Source organism: Caballeronia sp. KNU42, assembly GCF_053760385.1.
In genome coordinates this window covers 881,833-899,620 of the sequence record NZ_CM132390.1, presented here as the reverse complement: position 1 = coordinate 899,620, position 17,788 = coordinate 881,833, and the positions used below count along the sequence as shown (strand labels likewise).

The following is a 17,788-nucleotide window of genomic DNA, read 5'->3' as shown; positions in this document are numbered from 1 at the left end:
GGCCATCATTTCGCTACCACTGCTGCCGTCAGGCCGGCATTGACCGCGGGCATCAACAGGCTGAGGATGCGGCTGAAGCGCACGAGGTTGCCGCTATCGACGTAGACTACGTCGCGTGGCTGCAGATCGAACTGGTTGGCGAGGACCATCGAGACGGGGGATTTCGCATCGAGATGGAAGACCTGCGGTTCGTCACTGATCGAGCCGCGGATCACGTACACCTGCCCCGGGTCCGATGAATTCGCGGTGACGCTGCCCGCTTGCGCAAGTGCGTCAGCAAGTGTCAGCTTGCCGTTTCGCATGGGCAACGCAGTCGAGGGCTTATTCACTTCGCCCATGACGAAGACCCCGCTTTCATCGCGTGCAGGAACCCGCAGGACGTCACCGCTGCGCAGCACGATGTCCGAGGGGTTCTGCCCGCGTTCGAGCAACTGGGACAGGTTGATCGAATGCGAAACGCCGTCGCGCACGAGCACCATCCTGCTTTGATCGGCGCTCGCGCTGAAACCGCCCGCGCGGCTGATGGCTTCATAAAGTCCCATCGGAATGTCGTTGATCGACTGAGGTCCCGGTGTATGAATTTCGCCGTCCACGTACACTTGCGCTGCGCGATAAGAAGCCACGCGAAGCGTCACCTGGGGCTCGACAAACGATTTGGTGAGCGCCTTCGCCAATACGGCTTGAGCATCCTCGGCGCGCATTCCGGCCACGTGGACTCGTCCCGCATACGGGAACATCACGTTGCCTTGCTGGTCGATGACGAAGCCCGCGACCGGATCCGCCGCGCGCGTGACCGTCTGCGATGGTCCCGATTGCGCGGCAGCCAGCTCGGGATGATCCCAAACCGTTATAGTCAGGACGTCGCCCGGGCCAAGCACGTAGGGCGTGGGCGCGGTGATCAGCGATGCGGAGGACGATGAGACAGTCCGCGCCGCTTCGCGCATCTGCTTGAGCAACGTCACGTCGATTTCGCTGATTGGAACTGTTGGTTCTTGCTCCGTTTTCTCACCTGTCTGGAAGGCCGTTCCAGCATCACCCCCGTGAATGTTCATGCCGGGCGCTAGTGCGCAACCGGACAACACCGTGCTGGCAACGCCCAGGGCAATCAGACGGCGCAAGCTCGTGTGGGATTGGATATTTGATGGTTTCATTAGGGCCTTCCTTGATTGATTGAGGTGTGGCTCGCGATCCTTGTTCGATGAGGGCGCCAGCGCTTGAATACGAATCCCCTGGCGGGCGTCAGTAAGCATTGCTGTGCCTCAGCCCTTTCATGACAGTCGCGATCAGGATGTGCATGTCGAGCGCAAACGACCAGTTGCGCAGGTAGTACAGATCGTGGTCCACACGGCCCTGCATTTTTTCGATGCCGTCGGTTTCACCGCGGAAGCCATTGATCTGTGCCCAGCCGGTAATGCCGGGCTTGATGCGGTAGCGATGGATGTAATCGTCCACGACCGTTTGATACAGCGCGTCATGTTCGATCGCATGAGGTCTCGGACCGACCACCGACATATCGCCGATCAGCACGTTGAAGAATTGCGGCAGCTCATCAAGGCTGGTCCGACGCAGAAAAGCGCCTACACGAGTCACGCGGGGATCGTTGCGGGTTGCCTGCTTGAGCACCCCGGTCTCCGATGCGTGCACGGTCATCGACCGGAACTTGAAGATCCGGAAGACATGGCCGTCGGCGCCTTTGCGAAGTTGGGTGAATAACACCGGCCCACGCGAGGAAAGCTTCACCGCGAGGGCAATCACGAGCATCAGCGGCGCCAGCGCGAGGAGGGCGAGCGCAGCAAATGCGCGATCGAAAATGTCCTTCTTGGCGAGCGCCAGCGCCGACAGCGGCGATGCAACCAGGTTGATCGCCGGCACACCGAGCAGATCGATGACACCGCCGTCGAACAGGGCGAGGCTGCGCACATCGGGGAAAAAGCGGATGTTGATGAGGTCGCTCTTGAACTCATCCACCAGTGCGGCCATCCGCGGCTGTTCCGACAAAGGCAGCGCGAGCCAGAGTTCGCGCACGTTTTCCGAGCGGACACGCCGTACGAACGCTTGCGTTGATGCATAACGTGCAACGGCAGCGTCCGACACATCGCCAGTCGGATGAAGCTCGAGCGTCACGACTGCGCGAAAACCCGATTCAGGCGTAGCTTCCATCTTGCGCATCAAGGCATCGCATTGTTCGTGCGTTCCGGCAATTGCGACGCGGCGCAGATTCGAACGGGCATAGCGGGTTCGACCCAGAATGATGGTCGCAATCAGCCGTGACGCCATCAACGCAAGCGCAGTGGCGATGGTCCAGTATCCGAACCAGAGACGCGATATGAGATCGGCGCGGTGGATCGAGAACATCACGAGCACGGTGCAGATCTGGATGGCGAGCCAGGCGAACAGGATCTGTCCGGCAACGGTGGCCGGCGATCGCGAGGGCTGTGTCTGGTACGCGCCGGCAGCGGCGAACAATGCGAGCGAGATTGCCGCTGAAAACGCTGTGGTCGATGCCGCGACCGCGGTTGCCGATGCTGCCGGAGCAAGATCACCGCAGCGGATAGTCCAGCCGAGCGCAGCGCCCCCGAGGATCAACGCGAGATCCAGCAGACGGGCGAGCAGTCCGTTCAAGGTCAGCATGATTGCCTCCGATCAAACCGGCCGCGCATGCTGATTCCGCCGCAGGAGATCGCGATCGACCTCGTCACCAGAGCGAGGCTGGCGCAACGCCTTTCGCGCCTGCTGTTTCGCCCTGTATTTTTAAAAGTCATTGTGATCAATTAAGTTAAATGAATAATGGAATTAACGGGCTCATGATTTTTTCGGAACACGCTTATCAATGTCGGATTAATCTGAATTGAAATTCAGTTAATCGAACGGAAGATGTGCGCGATACGAATGTTCTCAATGAGCCCGTGAAAGCCGGCGAGAGCGAGAAACAACCAAGCATTAGGGCCCGTTTGGGCGGTTCTGCGGAAAGGAACTTCGCCGTGCTATTGAGTGGCCCTATTGTCAACGCGCGGCGGCGGCATGCTGATCGGATGAGTCTTAATAAATCGGGCGCACTCTTAAAACATTGCCTTTATAGAGTGCGGAATTTGCATGTGTGAGATAAATCGACAGGCGGGCAGATAAAATTGGGAATCGGTTGAGGACTTGAAAAATTTAAATCGGCTTGATCCTAATAATTTCTCGATATAAATCGTTACATGCAGAGAGTCATCGAAGCAAAAGAAAAAGGCATCGCGGCCGCTAAGCCGGGATGCCTCAGGATACGAACTAAGTTGCAGTAAGCGCTGACGGTCAGGTCGCGGCGATTGTCTCCGCGTGACGCGCCTTGGCCCCATGCGCGACGAAATACGGCGTATCAACACGAGCGAGCGGCTCACGTCCCCGTATCTTGTCCGCGATCTTTTCGGCCAGCATGATGGTCGGTGCATTCAGGTTGCCGGTCACGATCAGCGGCATGATCGACGCATCCACCACGCGCAGCGATTCGAGCCCGTGCACGCGGCCTTCGTTATCGACAACAGCCATGGCGTCATAACCCATCTTGCACGAGCATGAGGGATGGAAAGCCGTCTCCGCCCGTTGCTTCACGAAGGCGTCGAGTTGATCATCGGTCGTGAGGTCGGCACCCGGATGCAGTTCACGTCCCCGATATTTCTTAAGCGCCGGCTGATGCATGATTTCGCGCGTAATGCGGATCGCATCACGGAATTCACGCCAGTCAAGCGGGTCCGACATGTAGTTGAACAGGATGCTCGGGTGCGCGTTCGGATCGCGTGACTTCAGCTTGATGCGGCCGCGGCTTGGCGATCGCATGGAGCCCACGTGCGCCTGGAAGCCGTGCATCTTGATCGGGTTCGAGCCGTTGTAATTGATCGCGACCGGAAGGAAATGGTATTGGATGTTGGGCCAGAGGTCGTCGTCGCGCGTACGGATAAAACCGCCGGCCTCGAACTGATTGCTCGCGCCAATGCCGGTACCGTTCAACATCCATTCGATCCCGATCTGCGGCTGGTTCCACCATTGCAGCGCAGGATAAAGCGACACGGGCTCAAGGCATTCGTATTGCATGTACATCTCCAGATGGTCCTGGAGATTCTCGCCAACGCCGGGCAGGTCATGGACCAAAGGGACATCGAGTTCACGCAGCCATGTCGAGCGGCCCACGCCCGAGCGCTGCAGTAATTGCGGCGATGCAATCGCGCCACTGCACACGAGTACCTCGCGGCGCACATGCGCGGTGACACGGTCGCCACTGTGCAGATAGGCCACGCCGATCGCTTTTTTCCCGGCGAACAAGACGCGATCCGTGACGGCATGCGTGACTATCGTGAGATTCGGCCGGCCCTTCGCCCGGTCGAGATAACCGCGTGCGGTGCTGGAGCGGCGGCCCTTCGGCGTCACGGTCCGGTCCATCGGGCCGAAACCTTCCTGGCTATAGCCGTTGAGGTCATCCGTACGGGGATAACCTGCCTGCACGCCCGCTTCGACCATCGCGGCGAACAAGGGATTGTTGCCGGGCTTCGAGGTCGTCACGTGTACCGGACCGTCACCGCCGTGATACGGATTCGCTCCGGCGTCGCGGGTTTCCGCTTTGCGAAAATACGGCAGGCAATCGGAATAGGTCCAGTTTTCAAGGCCCTTTCGCTCGGCCCAGCCATCGTAGTCGAGCGCGTTGCCGCGGATGTAGCACATGCCATTGATCAGCGACGATCCGCCCAGTCCCTTGCCGCGGCCGCATTCCATGCGGCGGTTATTCATGTGCGGCTCGGGATCGGTTTCGTAAGCCCAGTTATAGCGCCTTCCCTGCAGCGGGAACGCCAGCGCGGCGGGCATCTGCGTGCGGAAGTCGAAGCGATAATCCGGACCGCCCGCTTCGAGCAGCAGCACGGTCACGTCAGGGTCTTCGGTGAGACGCGAGGCGAGCACGTTGCCCGCCGAACCCGCGCCCACGACGATGTAGTCGAACTCGTTCGCGCTCATTGCGTCGCTCCTCAGAATACGGGTTGGTAGGGACCGAGCTCGACCTGCACGGACTTGATGCTCGTGTAGTGCTCGAGCGTGGTGATCCCGTTTTCGCGGCCTACGCCCGACTGCTTGTATCCGCCCACGGGCATTTCTGCGGGCGATTCGCCCCACGTATTGATCCAGCAGATGCCGGCTTGCAGGGCGTGAATTACGCGGTGTGCGCGGGACAGGTTTTCCGTGACGACGCCTGCGGCAAGGCCGAATTCGGTGGCGTTCGCACGGTCGATCACTTCGGTTTCCTCATCAAACACGAGGATGCTCATGACAGGGCCGAAAATTTCCTCGCGCACGATGCGCATGTCGTCGCGGCAATCGGTGAAGATGGTCGGCTCGATATATTGCCCTCGAGCGAATGCGTCATGCGTGATCCGTGATCCACCGGCGATCAGTCGCGCACCTTCTTGCTTGCCGCTTTCAATAAAGCCCAGGACCTTATGCAATTGTGCCGCGCTGATGAGCGGGCCGAAGTTGGTGTTGGCGTCGGTTGGTGAGCCCACGCGAATACGCTTCACACGCTCCAGCACGAGCGCTTCGAAGCGCTCATACACCGGTCGCTGGACGAACACGCGCGTGCCGTTCGTGCAGACCTGGCCGGAACTGAAGAAGTTGGCGCTCATGGCGATGTCGGCGGCGCGTTCGAGATTGGCGTCGTCGAAAATGACAAGCGGGGATTTGCCGCCCAGTTCCATCGTCACTTCTTTCAGCGATGAACCGCCGGCCATCGACATCACTTTCTTGCCGGTCTCGACTCCACCCGTAAACGAGATCTTCGCGATATCCGGATGCGCGGCAAGCAACGCGCCTACGCGACCATCGCCCTGCACGACGTTGAACACGCCATCGGGGACGCCGGCTTCGGAATAGATCTCAGCGAGCTTCAACGTGCTGAGCGGCGTGATTTCGCTGGGCTTGAAGATCATCGCGTTGCCGGCGGCAAGCGCGGGGGCTGACTTCCAGCAGGCGATCTGGATCGGATAATTCCATGCGCCAATGCCTGCACAAACACCGAGCGGTTCACGCCGCGTATAGACGAACGAGCTGGGCCGCAACGGGATCTGCTGGCCTTCGATGGCCGTTGCAAGTCCCGCGTAGTATTCAATGACATCGGCGCCGGTGACAATATCCACGGCTTGCGTTTCGGCAATCGGTTTGCCCGTGTCGCGGGTTTCGAGCGCTGCGAGTTCGTCGTTGCGTTCACGCAAGATGTCCACCGCGCGACGCAGGATACGCGAGCGTTGCATGGCGGTCATGGCGGCCCATTCGCGCTGCCCTTCGCGAGCCGAGCGCACGGCACGATCGATATCGGCTGCGCTGGCTTGTTGCACGCTGGCCAGCGTTTCACCCGTGGCCGGGTCGAGCGTGTCGAAGGTTTCGCCGCTGGTGGCGTCGACGTAAGCGCCGCCGATGTACAAGCGCTGCAATTCGAATACGGGCATGGCGTAGTCCTTTAAGTGAGGGTCCGGCCGCGTGTGTCGAGCACGAGGTCGATGTAATCATTGGCCAGGCGCATGGCCGCTTTCGTGTCGAACGGCTCGCCCGACAGCGCGCCGCGCAACCACAGGCCGTCGATCAATGCGGCCAGGCCGCTTGCGGCGCGCCGGGCAGCGGCACGGGGCAGCGCCTTCGAAAAATCAGCGCACAAATTGGAATACAGGCGTCGTGTATTGACGTTTTGCAACCGCCGCAATTGCGGTTTGTGCATGCTCTCCGACCAGAACGCGAGCCAAGTTTTCATCACCGGATTGCTGACTTGCGCGGCATCGAAATTCGCAGCCACTACCGCACGCAAGCGCGCGCGGGGTTCGTCTTTCGCGACCCGGCGCCTGCGCGATGTTGCGTTCCACAGGTCTCGCAGCACGTGGCGCATGGTGGCTTCGAGCAGGCTGTCCTTGTCGCCGAAATAATGACTGACGATACCCGTGGAAATGCTCGCGCGCTGAGCGACCGACGCCAGCGTCGTGCCGGCAAGACCGGCATGGTCGATGGTGAGCAGCGTGGCGTCGATCAACTGCGCCCGGCGGATTTCGCGCATTCCGAGCTTGGGCATGGGTTTTATATAAGTAGCGTTGAGAAAATCAGGACTGAATGCTAGGTATTTTATATTGATTGGTCAATCAATATAAAACCCCGATGTCGGATTCTGTCAAACCCATGTCGTGTTCGATGCGCGTCTGTGGTGCGCCACAGGGCTACGCTCGTTAGGCGGTGCATGGCGCTGATCGCCATGCGGATCGTCCACGAGACAAGGAGACAGGCAATGAGCAGTAATCGCGGCGTCGTGTACCTGGGGCAGGGCAAGGTTGAAGTGCAAACCATCGACTATCCGAAGATGGTTGATCCACGTGGCCGGCAGATCGGCCACGGCGTGATTCTCAAGGTCGTCACGACCAATATTTGTGGGTCAGACCAGCATATGGTGCGCGGCCGCACGACCGCGCAGGTCGGCCTCGTGCTCGGGCACGAGATCACTGGCGAGGTGATCGAGATTGGGCGCGACGTGGAGACGCTTAAGATCGGCGATCTGGTTTCCGTGCCGTTCAACGTAGCATGCGGCCGTTGTCCGACCTGCAAGGCGCAAAACACGGGCGTGTGCCTGAACGTCAATCCGTCGCGCCCGGGCGGCGCCTATGGTTACGTGGATATGGGCGGCTGGATTGGCGGCCAGGCGGAATACGTGATGGTCCCGTACGCCGACTTCAATCTCCTGAAGTTTCCCGACCGCGACCAGGCGATGGCGAAGATCCGCGATCTCACGTGCCTCTCCGACATCCTGCCTACGGGCTATCACGGCGCCGTGATGGCGGGTGTGAAGCCGGGTTCGACCGTGTACATAGCGGGCGCGGGTCCGGTCGGAATGGCCGCGGCGGCGTCCGCTCGTTTGCTGGGCGCGGCGTGCACGATTGTCGGCGACATGAACGAAGAGCGCCTCGCGCACGCGCGCAAAGTTGGCTTCGAGACTGTGGATCTATCGAAGGACGCAACGCTCAGTGAGCAGATCGCGGCCATTCTCGGTACACCGGAAGTGGATTGCGCAGTCGATTGCGTGGGCTTCGAAGCGCATGGTCACGGCAGCAGTGGAAGCCATCAGGAAGCGCCTGCCACGGTGCTGAATTCGCTGATGGAAATCACGCGGGTAGCGGGTGCTATCGGAATCCCGGGTCTCTATGTCACCGACGATCCAGGCGCCGCCGACGCAGCCGCGAAGAAGGGTGCGCTGAGCATTCGCTTCGGCCTGGGCTGGGCCAAGTCGCATTCGTTCTTCACCGGGCAGACGCCGGTCGTGAAGTACAACCAGAACCTGATGCAAGCCATCTTGTGGGATCGCCTGCCGATCGCGGATATTGTTAACGTCTCGGTGGTGACGCTCGATCAGGCGCCGGACGGGTATCGGCAATTCGATGGCGGCGCGCCGCGCAAGTTCGTGATCGACCCGCACGGGATGTTGAAGGCGGCGTAGGGGGGCGTTCGCACTTGGGGTGGGGGGGGTGGGGTCCTATGCTGGGGATAGTGGTTCTGGGTCTATGCCGGGTTGTTGCTTTCAGTGTTTGTGGTCTGCTTGATTCGGCTATTTTCTTTACCACTATTAGCCACTGCGCGTGGCGGCGCGTCATTTCTTGGTCCTTAGCGACAAAGAAACGAAGCAAAGAAAGCGCTTTCAAAACGAGGGCACGTAAGTTGACCTAGCGTGCAGTTTCCACGTTTTTGGCACCCCAAAAGCACGGTGCTCGCAAGAGCTACGGATGTGTGAACCCCTCCTTCTCGCGAATTCTTACACGCACACGCTTCGCCCCGCACGCTCTCGGGCAAGCACCCTTGCCAAGAAAACCCGCGCGGCCCCACGCGTATCTGCTACTACGGCTCGTCGCGGTTTACCTGCTTGGTCAGCGTGGTTGCGGGGGTCACATTCGTTGGGTACGGCCTCGCATGTTCGCGGCCTCGCTTTGAGGTGGGTTGGCGACGTGGTTCGACGTGCGTACAAATTTGGTGGGTGGTTTTACGCGGATAGCGCGGGGTGTTCCTTGGGCAGGTTCAGTCACTGGTGGCGAAGCGTGTGGGTATCGGTGTTCGGAGAAGGAGGGTTTCACACATCCGCCGCTCTTGCGAGCACCGTGCTTTTGGGGTGCCAAAAACGCAGGAACTGCACGCTGGGTCAACTTATGAGCCCGCGTTTTGAAAGCGCTTTCTTTGCTTCGTTTCTTTGTCGCTTTGGACAAAGAAATGACGCGCCGCCACGCGCAGTGGCTAATAGTGGTAAAGAAATGAGCCAACGCAAGCAGACCACTAAGGCCGAAAGCAGCAACCCGGCAATGACCCCGACCGCTAACGCAGGAACCTAGCAACCCGGCATCAACCCCGACCGCCAACTCTAAACCCCAGCCACCATCCCCGAGTGCGAACGAAAACCACCTAAGCGGCGTTTTGAGCAATCGCCAACGAAGGAGCGGCAACCACGGCAAGCGGCGGCAACTGGCGACGGCGTTCTCGCGTGGGCGCCGTGCCGAATGAATCGCGATAGCTCTTGCTGAAATGGCAGGCCGATTGAAAGCCGCAAGCCATGGTGATGTGCATGATCGACATATCGGTCTGCAGCAGCAATTCACGCGCGCGGCGCAGCCGCAGCGTCAGGTAGTAATGCGTAGGCGTCATGCCAAGGTGCTCGCGGAACAGCCGCTGCAATTGCCGCTGCGACATCCCCGCCAGCCGCGCGAGTTCTTCGCGCGACAACGGCTCTTCTATGTTGTTCTCCATCAGCGAAATCACTTCGAACAGCGACTTGTTCGCCGAGCCCAGCCGCGCGACCAGCGGCATGCGTTGCTGCGCGCTGGTATCGCGAACGTGCTCCACGATGAACTGTTCTGCAATCTGCGTGACCTTCGCCGATCCCACGCGCGTGGCGATCAGGTTCAGCATCATGTCGAGCGGCGCGACGCCGCCCGTGCACGTGACGCGGTCCCGGTCGATCACGAATAGCTCTTTGAGAAAGCGTGTTTCCGGAAATTCCTCTTTCAGCGCCGACATGTTCTCCCAGTGAATCGCGCACGCATAACCGGCGAGCAAACCGGCACGCGCAAGGGCATAGGTGCCGGTGCAGAGACTGCCGAGCACGCTGCCCAGCCGCGCAAAACGGCGCAACGCAGCCAGGTGCGCAGGCGTGGTTTCGCGCTGGACATCGATGCCACCGACCACGAACACAATGTCCGGTTGTCCCACGCACTCGACTGGTCCGGTATCGACGGAGAGGCCATTGCTTGCCGCCACGGGACCACCGTCCGGGCTCACGATCGACCACGTGTACAGCTTTTGCCCGGTCAGATAGTTCGCCATGCGCAGCACTTCGATAGCGTTGGTGAACGCGATCATCGTGAAATTAGGCAGCGGCATGAACGCGAAATGCGCGAGCGACGCGGTTCGGTCGGGGGACATGGAGGAGGGAATCCTTCGAATCTAGGGTGTGGCTGTGTCGTGGGGACACGACTACGGACATTTTGGAGATCTTTGCAACATGCATGCCATCAGGCTAAACCCTATCTGCATTGAAGCTTACGGTGGCGTAAGCGCCTGGCGACGCACCGCGAAGGGGATCGAGACCTCGTTGAGCACCGCACGCGAGCGAGAATTGTCCGCTGCGGTGCAGCATGGAAATGGCATGCCGGACCGGTATCTGGCGACTTGTGTAAAACGGACGCGAATGTCGGAAAAGGCCAAGAACACGTCTAAATTCATAAATTGGCGCGTGGGGTGAAAGTCAAGAATAGACGCATCGGAAAGCGGTTCGCAGCGTGGTTTCAAGCGCCTTTGCAGGTTGGCTCATGAAGCAAATCCATGAAGCAAACCGTCTTTCAAAAAACGACTTGTCCCCGAACCCACGGATGCTTCAATGTCAAATTCCCCGACTCGCCCCGCCGCCCCGTTCTTCGAAGAACCGCTTGCCACCCGCGACGCGCCAGTACGCAGCGCAATCCTGAAGGAGCTGGAACGCCAGCAGTCGCAGATCGAACTGATTGCATCGGAGAACATTGTCTCGCGTGCCGTTCTTGAGGCTCAGGGTTCGGTGCTGACCAACAAATATGCGGAAGGTTATCCGGGTAAGCGTTATTACGGCGGCTGCGAATTCGTCGATGAAATCGAAACCCTTGCGATCGATCGCGTGAAGCAGATCTTCAACGCGCAGTTCGCCAACGTGCAGCCGCATTCCGGCGCGCAAGCGAATGGCGCCGTGATGCTCGCGCTGACGAAACCGGGCGACACCGTCCTCGGCATGTCGCTCGATGCAGGCGGCCACCTGACGCACGGCGCCAAGCCGGCCATGTCCGGCAAGTGGTTCAACGCGATCCAGTACGGCGTGAACCGCGAGACCATGCTGATCGATTACGAGCAGATCGAAGAACTTGCTCTGCAGCACAAGCCGACGTTGCTGATTGCGGGTTTCTCGGCTTATCCGCGCGAGCTGGACTTTGCGCGCTTGCGTGCCATTGCTGACAAGGCCGGTTCGAAGCTGATGGTCGACATGGCGCACATTGCCGGCGTGATCGCGGCAGGGCGTCATCAAAACCCGGTCGAGCATGCGCATGTGGTGACGTCCACGACGCACAAGACACTGCGCGGCCCACGCGGCGGTTTTGTACTGACCAATGACGAAGACATCGCCAAGAAGATCAATTCTGCGGTGTTCCCGGGCCTCCAGGGCGGTCCGCTGATGCATGTGATCGCTGGTAAGGCCGTCGCCTTCGGTGAAGCGCTGCAGCCCGGTTTCAAGACTTACATCGATAACGTGCTGGCCAACGCGAAGGCGCTGGGCGAAGTGCTGAAGGCCGGCGGCGTCGATCTCGTGACTGGCGGCACCGACAACCACTTGCTGCTCGTTGATCTGCGTCCGAAGGGCTTGAAGGGCAATCAGGTCGAGCATGCGCTGGAACGCGCCGGCATCACCTGCAACAAGAATGGCATCCCGTTCGATCCGGAAAAGCCCACGGTCACCTCGGGTGTGCGTCTCGGTACGCCCGCCGGCACCACGCGTGGTTTTGGCGTGGCAGAGTTCCGTGACATCGGCCGCCTGATCGTGGAAGTGTTCGACGCGCTGCGCGACCACCCCGAAGGTCACGCCGACACCGAGCACCGCGTGCGCCGCGAAATCTTCGCGCTGTGCGAACGCTTCCCTATTTATTGAATCCGGAGCAAGAGATGAGCACACTTCACGACAGCAGCATCATCATCGACGGCCTGAACATTTCGAAGTTCGAGCCGTCGGTATTCGAGGACATGAGAAAGGGCGGCGTAACCGCGGTGAATTGCACCGTGTCGGTCTGGGAGAGCTTCCAGAAGACCGTCGACAACATTGCTGAAATGCGTCAGATGATCCGCGAGCACAGCGACATCCTCACGCTCGTGCGCACGACGGACGACATTCGCCGCGCAAAGAAAGAGAACAAGACGGGCATCATTTTTGGTTTCCAGAACGCGCACGCGTTTGAAGACAACCTGGGCTACATCGAAACATTCAAGCAGCTTGGCGTGAACGTCGTGCAGCTTTGCTACAACACGCAGAACCTGGTCGGTACCGGTTGCTACGAGCGCGATGGCGGTCTTTCCGGTTTCGGTCGCGAAGTGATCCAGGAAATGAATCGCGTGGGCATCATGGTCGACTTGTCGCATGTGGGCGGCACGACCTCTTCGGAAGCTATCGCCTTCTCGAAGAAGCCGGTGTGTTATTCGCATTGCTGCCCGTCCGGCCTTAAGGAGCATCCGCGCAACAAGAGCGATGAGCAGCTTAAGGAAATTGTCGACGCAGGCGGCTTTGTCGGCGTGACCATGTTCGCGCCGTTCCTCAAGCGCGGCCCGGATGCGACGGTCGAAGATTATCTCGAAGCCATTGAATACGTGGTCGACCTGATTGGCGAAGACAACGTGGGTATTGGCACGGACTTCACGCAAGGCTACAGCACGGAATTCTTCGACTGGATCACGCACGACAAGGGCCGTTATCGTCAACTGACGAACTTCGGCAAGGTCGTGAATCCAGAAGGTATCCGAACGATTGGCGAATTCCCGAACCTGACCGCCGCGATGGAACGTGCCGGCTGGGGCGAGTCGCGCATCAAGAAGATCATGGGCGAGAACTGGGTGCGCGTGTTCGACAGCGTCTGGAACGTCTGAGCCGGCTCACCCGATAAAAAAAGGAACCCACACGATGCAACCGCAACTGCCTATTGACGTCGATCCGGAAACCGGTGTCTGGACGACCGACTCGCTGCCCATGCTGTATGTGCCACGCCACTTCTTCACGAACAACCATCTGGCGGTTGAAGAAGCGCTCGGCCGCGATGTGTACGCGAAGAGCCTCTATACCGCAGGCCACAAGTCCGCGTATCACTGGTGCGATAAAGAAGCGAAGCAACATGGCATTAGCGGCATGGCCGTGTTCGAACATTACCTGAAGCGCTTGTCGCAACGCGGCTGGGGTTTGTTCTCGATCGAGAAAAGCGATCCGGCTGCGTCAACCGCAACCGTGCATCTGCGTAACTCGTCGTTCGTGCTGGCGCAACCGGGCAAGGAGGGCAAGCTTTGCTACATGTTTGCCGGCTGGTTCTCGGGCGCGATGGACTGGGTCAACGACACCGCACCGGAAGGCACGAAGAAAGGCCCGAAGTCATTTTCAGTCGAGACGCAATGCGCGGCCGAAGGTCATTCGCATTGCGTGTTCGAAGTGACGCCGCTGGCCGCGTGAACGAGTAATAAAGCAGCGTAGTACATAGATAAATCCGAGGTCGACCGCGATGCGTTACCCCAACCTTTTCAAGCCTCTTACGCTGAACAAGCTGACCTTGCGCAACCGCATTGTCAGCACCGCGCACGCGGAGGTCTACGCGGAGCCGGGTGGTTTGCCCGGTGACCGGTATATCCGTTATTACGAAGAAAAGGCCAAGGGCGGTGTGGGACTGGCCGTATGCGGCGGCTCGAGCCCGGTGTCCATCGATAGTCCGCAAGGATGGTGGAAGTCGGTGAATCTGGCGACCGACAAAGTCATCGATCCTCTCTCGCGCCTGGCCGAAGCCATGCACAAGCACGGCGCGAAGATCATGATCCAGGCGACCCACATGGGCCGTCGCACCGCGTATCACGGCGAGCACTGGCCGCATCTTATGTCACCGTCCGGCGTGCGCGAACCGGTGCATCGTGGCAACGCGAAGATCATTGAAGTGGAAGAAATCAAGCGCATCATTTCCGACTTCGCCGCGGCTGCCAAGCGCGTGAAAGATGCGGGCATGGATGGTGTCGAAATCTCGGCGGCTCACCAGCATCTGATCGACCAGTTCTGGAGCCCGCGCACGAATTTTCGTACCGATGAATGGGGCGGCTCGCTCGAAAACCGTCTTCGCTTTGGTAACGAAGTGCTCAAGGCCGTGCGTGAAGCGGTAGGTCCCGACTTCTGCGTCGGCCTGCGCATGTGTGGTGACGAATTCCATGAGGACGGTCTCGATCACACGCAGTTGAAAGAGATCGCACAGTCGATGTCGGAGTCGGGCCTTATCGACTATATCGGCGTGATTGGTTCCGGTGCCGACACGCACAACACGCTAGCGAACTGCATGCCGCCAATGGCGTTGCCACCCGAACCGTTCGTGCATCTTGCGGCCGGCATCAAGTCGGTGGTGAAGCTGCCCGTGATGCATGCGCAAAGTATTCGCGACGCAGGGCAGGCCGAGCGCTTGCTGGAATCCGGCATGATCGATCTGGTCGGCATGACGCGCGCGCAGATCGCCGATCCGCACATGGTCATCAAGATCCGCGATGGCCGAGAAGACGAGATCAAGCAGTGCGTGGGCGCGAACTATTGTATCGACCGGCAGTACAACGGTCTTGATGTGCTGTGTGTGCAGAACGCGGCGACATCGCGCGAAGAAACCATGCCGCACGTGATCGAAAAATCACGTGGGCCGAAGCGTAAGGTCGTGGTCGTGGGTGCGGGTCCTGCGGGACTCGAAGCCGCACGCGTCGCGAAATCGCGGGGGCATGACGTCGTATTGTTCGAGAAGAACGATTATGTCGGTGGCCAGATCATGCTGGCGGCGAAGGCGCCGCAGCGCGAGCAGATGGCAGGCATCGTGCGCTGGTTCGACATGGAAACGAAGCGCCTCGGCGTGGATCGCCGTCTGGGAGTCGCCGCCGATGACAAGATGATCATGGCGGAAAAGCCGGATATCGTCGTGCTGGCAACGGGCGGTTCATCGTTCACGCAGCAAGTGCCGGCGTGGGGCGTAGCGGATGGTCTCGCCGTGAGCTCGTGGGACATCCTCTCGGGCAAGGTCGAGCCGGGCAAGAACGTGCTGGTCTATGACGGCGTCAGCACGCACGCAGGCGCGGGCGTGGCGGACTTCATCGCGAGCCGGGGTGGCAACGTCGAGATCGTCACACCGGATGTGAAGGTTTCCGACGATGTGGGCGGCACGACCTTCCCGATTTTCTATCGACGTCTGTACGCGCAAGGCGTGATCTCCACGCCCAACTACTGGCTCGACAAGGTGTATGAGGAAGACGGCAAGAAGATCGCCGTGATCCGCAACGAGTACACGGAGGAGCAGGAGGAACGTGCGGTCGATCAGGTGGTGATCGAGAACGGCATTACGCCGAACGACGATCTCTACTGGAAGCTGAAGCCGGAGTCATTGAATCGCGGCCAGATCGATGTGCACAAACTGTTCGCCTCCGAGCCGCAACCGTCCCTGAGTGAAGAACTGGGCAACGGCCGCTTCCTGCTGTTCCGCGTTGGCGACTGCATCTCCATGCACAACATTCACGGCGCGATCTACGACGCGCTGCGCCTCGTCAAGGACTTCTGATAATGAGCCCGGTGTTTGTCATTACCGTGTTGTTGTGGCTGTCGGTGGCGGGTCTGGCATTCGCACTGTTCAAGCGTGCCGCGTATTGGCGCGAGGGTCGCGCGACGGCTGCCGGTGCATACGGCTGGGGCAATTTGCTGTCGATCCCGAAGCGCTATTTCGTCGATCTGCACCATGTGGTCGCACGCGATCCGTACATTGCCAAGACGCACGTGGCAACAGCCGGCGGTGCGATTGCCGCCATGGCGCTGGTGTTCCTCAACTACGGGCTGGCAATCTATTCGCCGTGGCTCGACAAGCTGATCTTCCTGGCAGCGCTTGTGATGCTGGTCGGCGCGGTGTTCGTGTGGCGTCGCCGGCATGGCGCGAAGGCCGTGCCCGCGCGTTTGTCGCGTGGGCCGTGGGATAGCTTGCCGTTGCTGCTGGGCTCGTTCGCACTCGGGATCGTGCTGTTCATCGCGTTGCCCGCTGCGGCCATGTCCGGCGCATTGGCCATCATCGTCGCGTTGCTGATTGCCGTGGGTGCTTTCACGATGACCTTCGGCGCCGCTCGCGGTGGTCCGATGAAACACGCGCTCGCCGGCTTGCTGCATCTCGCGTTTCATCCCCGGCAAGAGCGCTTCACCGGCCGCAGCCACGAGCATGATGTCGTGCCGCCGACCGCGCTCAAGATGCCCGTGCTCGATGCAAAGGAATATGGCGTCGGCAAGCCGGTGGAGTTTCGTTGGAATCAATTGCTGAGCTTCGATGCCTGCGTGCAATGCGGCAAGTGCGAAGCGGCTTGTCCGGCGTTCGCAGCGGGTCAGCCGTTGAACCCGAAGAAGCTGATCCAGGATCTGGTGACAGGGATGGTCGGCGGCACGGACGCCGCGTATGCAGGCAGCCCGACGCCTGGCATCCCGCTCGGCAAGCATTCGGGTGCACCATCGAAGCCGCTGATCTCGACGATGATCGAAGCCGATACGATCTGGTCCTGCACCACCTGCCGCGCGTGCGTTCAGGAGTGCCCGATGCTGATCGAGCATGTGGACGCCATCGTGGATATGCGGCGTAACCAGACGCTGGTCGAAGGCATCGTGCCGGGCAAGGGTCCCGAAACGTTGGCGAACTTGCGTGAGACGGGTAGCGCGAACGGCTTCGATATCGGCGCGCGTTACGACTGGGCGGTGGATCTGCAAGTGCAGGTCGCGCAGCCGGGACGACCGGTCGATGTGCTGCTCATCGCAGGCGAAGGTGCTTTCGATATGCGCTATCAGCGCTCGTTGCGCGCTCTGGTCAAAGTGATGAACAAGGCCGGCGTGGACTATGCAGTGCTTGGCGGCGTGGAGACGGATACCGGCGACACGGCCCGTCGTCTCGGCGATGAAGCCACGTTCCAGCAACTGGCGACGCAACTCATCGCGACCCTTTCCAATTATTCGTTCAAGAAGATCGTCACCGCCGATCCGCATGTGATGCATAGCCTGCGCAACGAATATCGCGCGCTGGGCGGCCTGTATGAAGTGCAGCATCACACGTCATTGATCGCGGAGCTCGTCGCGAGCGGTAAGCTCACGCCCGCCGCTGAAAGCGCGCTTGCCGCCGGTAAGAGCGTCACATATCACGACCCGTGCTATCTCGGCCGCTATAACGGCGAGACGGAAGCGCCGCGCAAGCTGCTCAAGTCGATCGGCATCAAGGTGGTCGAGATGGAGCGCAACGGCATGCGCGGACGATGCTGCGGCGGTGGCGGCGGAGCGCCGCTCACGGACATCCCCGGCAAGCAGCGTATTCCCGATATCCGTATCAACGACGCTCGCGCGATCAATGCGGAGATCGTCGCGGTCGGTTGCCCGAACTGCACGGCGATGCTGGAGGGCGTCGTTGGTGCGCGGCCGGAAGTGCTGGATGTGGCTGAACTTGTTGCAGCGGCGCTGGAGTAA

12 protein-coding genes are annotated in these 17,788 nt (G+C 60.1%); 6 read left to right on the top strand and 6 right to left on the bottom strand.

Annotation, left to right across the window (positions count from 1 at the left end):
* Positions 1 to 5 precede the first annotated feature (5 nt).
* The 5 genes from ACSOSP_RS35280 to betI form a co-directional block, all read right to left on the bottom strand.
* The gene (locus ACSOSP_RS35280; protein WP_455315267.1) at positions 6 to 1,151 is read right to left on the bottom strand and encodes a polysaccharide biosynthesis/export family protein; all 1,146 of its coding nucleotides are present in this window, start codon (positions 1,149 to 1,151) and stop codon (positions 6 to 8) included.
* 88 nt (positions 1,152 to 1,239) lie between these two features.
* Positions 1,240 to 2,631 carry an undecaprenyl-phosphate glucose phosphotransferase gene (locus ACSOSP_RS35275; protein ID WP_455315266.1) on the bottom strand — a complete coding sequence of 464 codons (1,392 nt, stop codon included), beginning with the start codon at positions 2,629 to 2,631 and terminating at the stop codon, positions 1,240 to 1,242.
* Positions 2,632 to 3,294: 663 nt separating this feature from the next.
* Entirely contained in the window at positions 3,295 to 4,983 is a 1,689-nt protein-coding gene (gene betA, locus ACSOSP_RS35270) for a choline dehydrogenase (RefSeq protein ID WP_455315265.1), read from the bottom strand.
* An 11-nt stretch (positions 4,984 to 4,994) separates the two neighbouring features.
* Complete coding sequence (gene betB, locus ACSOSP_RS35265) at positions 4,995 to 6,464, bottom strand: betaine-aldehyde dehydrogenase (RefSeq protein ID WP_455315264.1); 1,470 nt, start codon at positions 6,462 to 6,464, stop codon at positions 4,995 to 4,997.
* A gap of 11 nt (positions 6,465 to 6,475) precedes the next feature.
* Positions 6,476 to 7,075: a transcriptional regulator BetI gene (gene betI, locus ACSOSP_RS35260; RefSeq protein ID WP_031356884.1), complete on the bottom strand. Its 600-nt coding sequence runs from the start codon at positions 7,073 to 7,075 to the stop codon at positions 6,476 to 6,478.
* 210 nt (positions 7,076 to 7,285) lie between these two features.
* Between betI and fdhA the strand changes: the two genes are divergently transcribed.
* Positions 7,286 to 8,485 (top strand): formaldehyde dehydrogenase, glutathione-independent, encoded by a 1,200-nt coding sequence (gene fdhA, locus ACSOSP_RS35255; RefSeq protein WP_455315263.1) that lies wholly within the window; start codon positions 7,286 to 7,288, stop codon positions 8,483 to 8,485.
* 950 nt (positions 8,486 to 9,435) lie between these two features.
* Here the strand turns inward: fdhA and ACSOSP_RS35250 are convergent.
* Positions 9,436 to 10,452, bottom strand: a complete 1,017-nt coding sequence (locus ACSOSP_RS35250; protein ID WP_455315262.1) for a GlxA family transcriptional regulator — start codon at positions 10,450 to 10,452, stop codon at positions 9,436 to 9,438.
* A 454-nt stretch (positions 10,453 to 10,906) separates the two neighbouring features.
* On the opposite strand from ACSOSP_RS35250, the gene ACSOSP_RS35245 reads away from it, so the two are divergent.
* Genes ACSOSP_RS35245 through ACSOSP_RS35225 form a run of 5 tightly spaced genes read left to right on the top strand, consistent with a single transcriptional unit; the run spans position 10,907 to position 17,788 of the window.
* The gene (locus ACSOSP_RS35245) at positions 10,907 to 12,196 is read left to right on the top strand and encodes a serine hydroxymethyltransferase (RefSeq protein ID WP_455315261.1); all 1,290 of its coding nucleotides are present in this window, start codon (positions 10,907 to 10,909) and stop codon (positions 12,194 to 12,196) included.
* Positions 12,197 to 12,210: 14 nt separating this feature from the next.
* Positions 12,211 to 13,182, top strand: a complete 972-nt coding sequence (locus tag ACSOSP_RS35240; protein ID WP_299716374.1) for a dipeptidase — start codon at positions 12,211 to 12,213, stop codon at positions 13,180 to 13,182.
* Positions 13,183 to 13,216: 34 nt separating this feature from the next.
* Entirely contained in the window at positions 13,217 to 13,753 is a 537-nt protein-coding gene (locus ACSOSP_RS35235; protein WP_031356879.1) for a DUF5943 domain-containing protein, read from the top strand.
* A 49-nt stretch (positions 13,754 to 13,802) separates the two neighbouring features.
* Entirely contained in the window at positions 13,803 to 15,866 is a 2,064-nt protein-coding gene (locus tag ACSOSP_RS35230) for an oxidoreductase (protein WP_455315260.1), read from the top strand.
* A 2-nt stretch (positions 15,867 to 15,868) separates the two neighbouring features.
* Complete coding sequence (locus ACSOSP_RS35225; protein WP_455315259.1) at positions 15,869 to 17,788, top strand: (Fe-S)-binding protein; 1,920 nt, start codon at positions 15,869 to 15,871, stop codon at positions 17,786 to 17,788.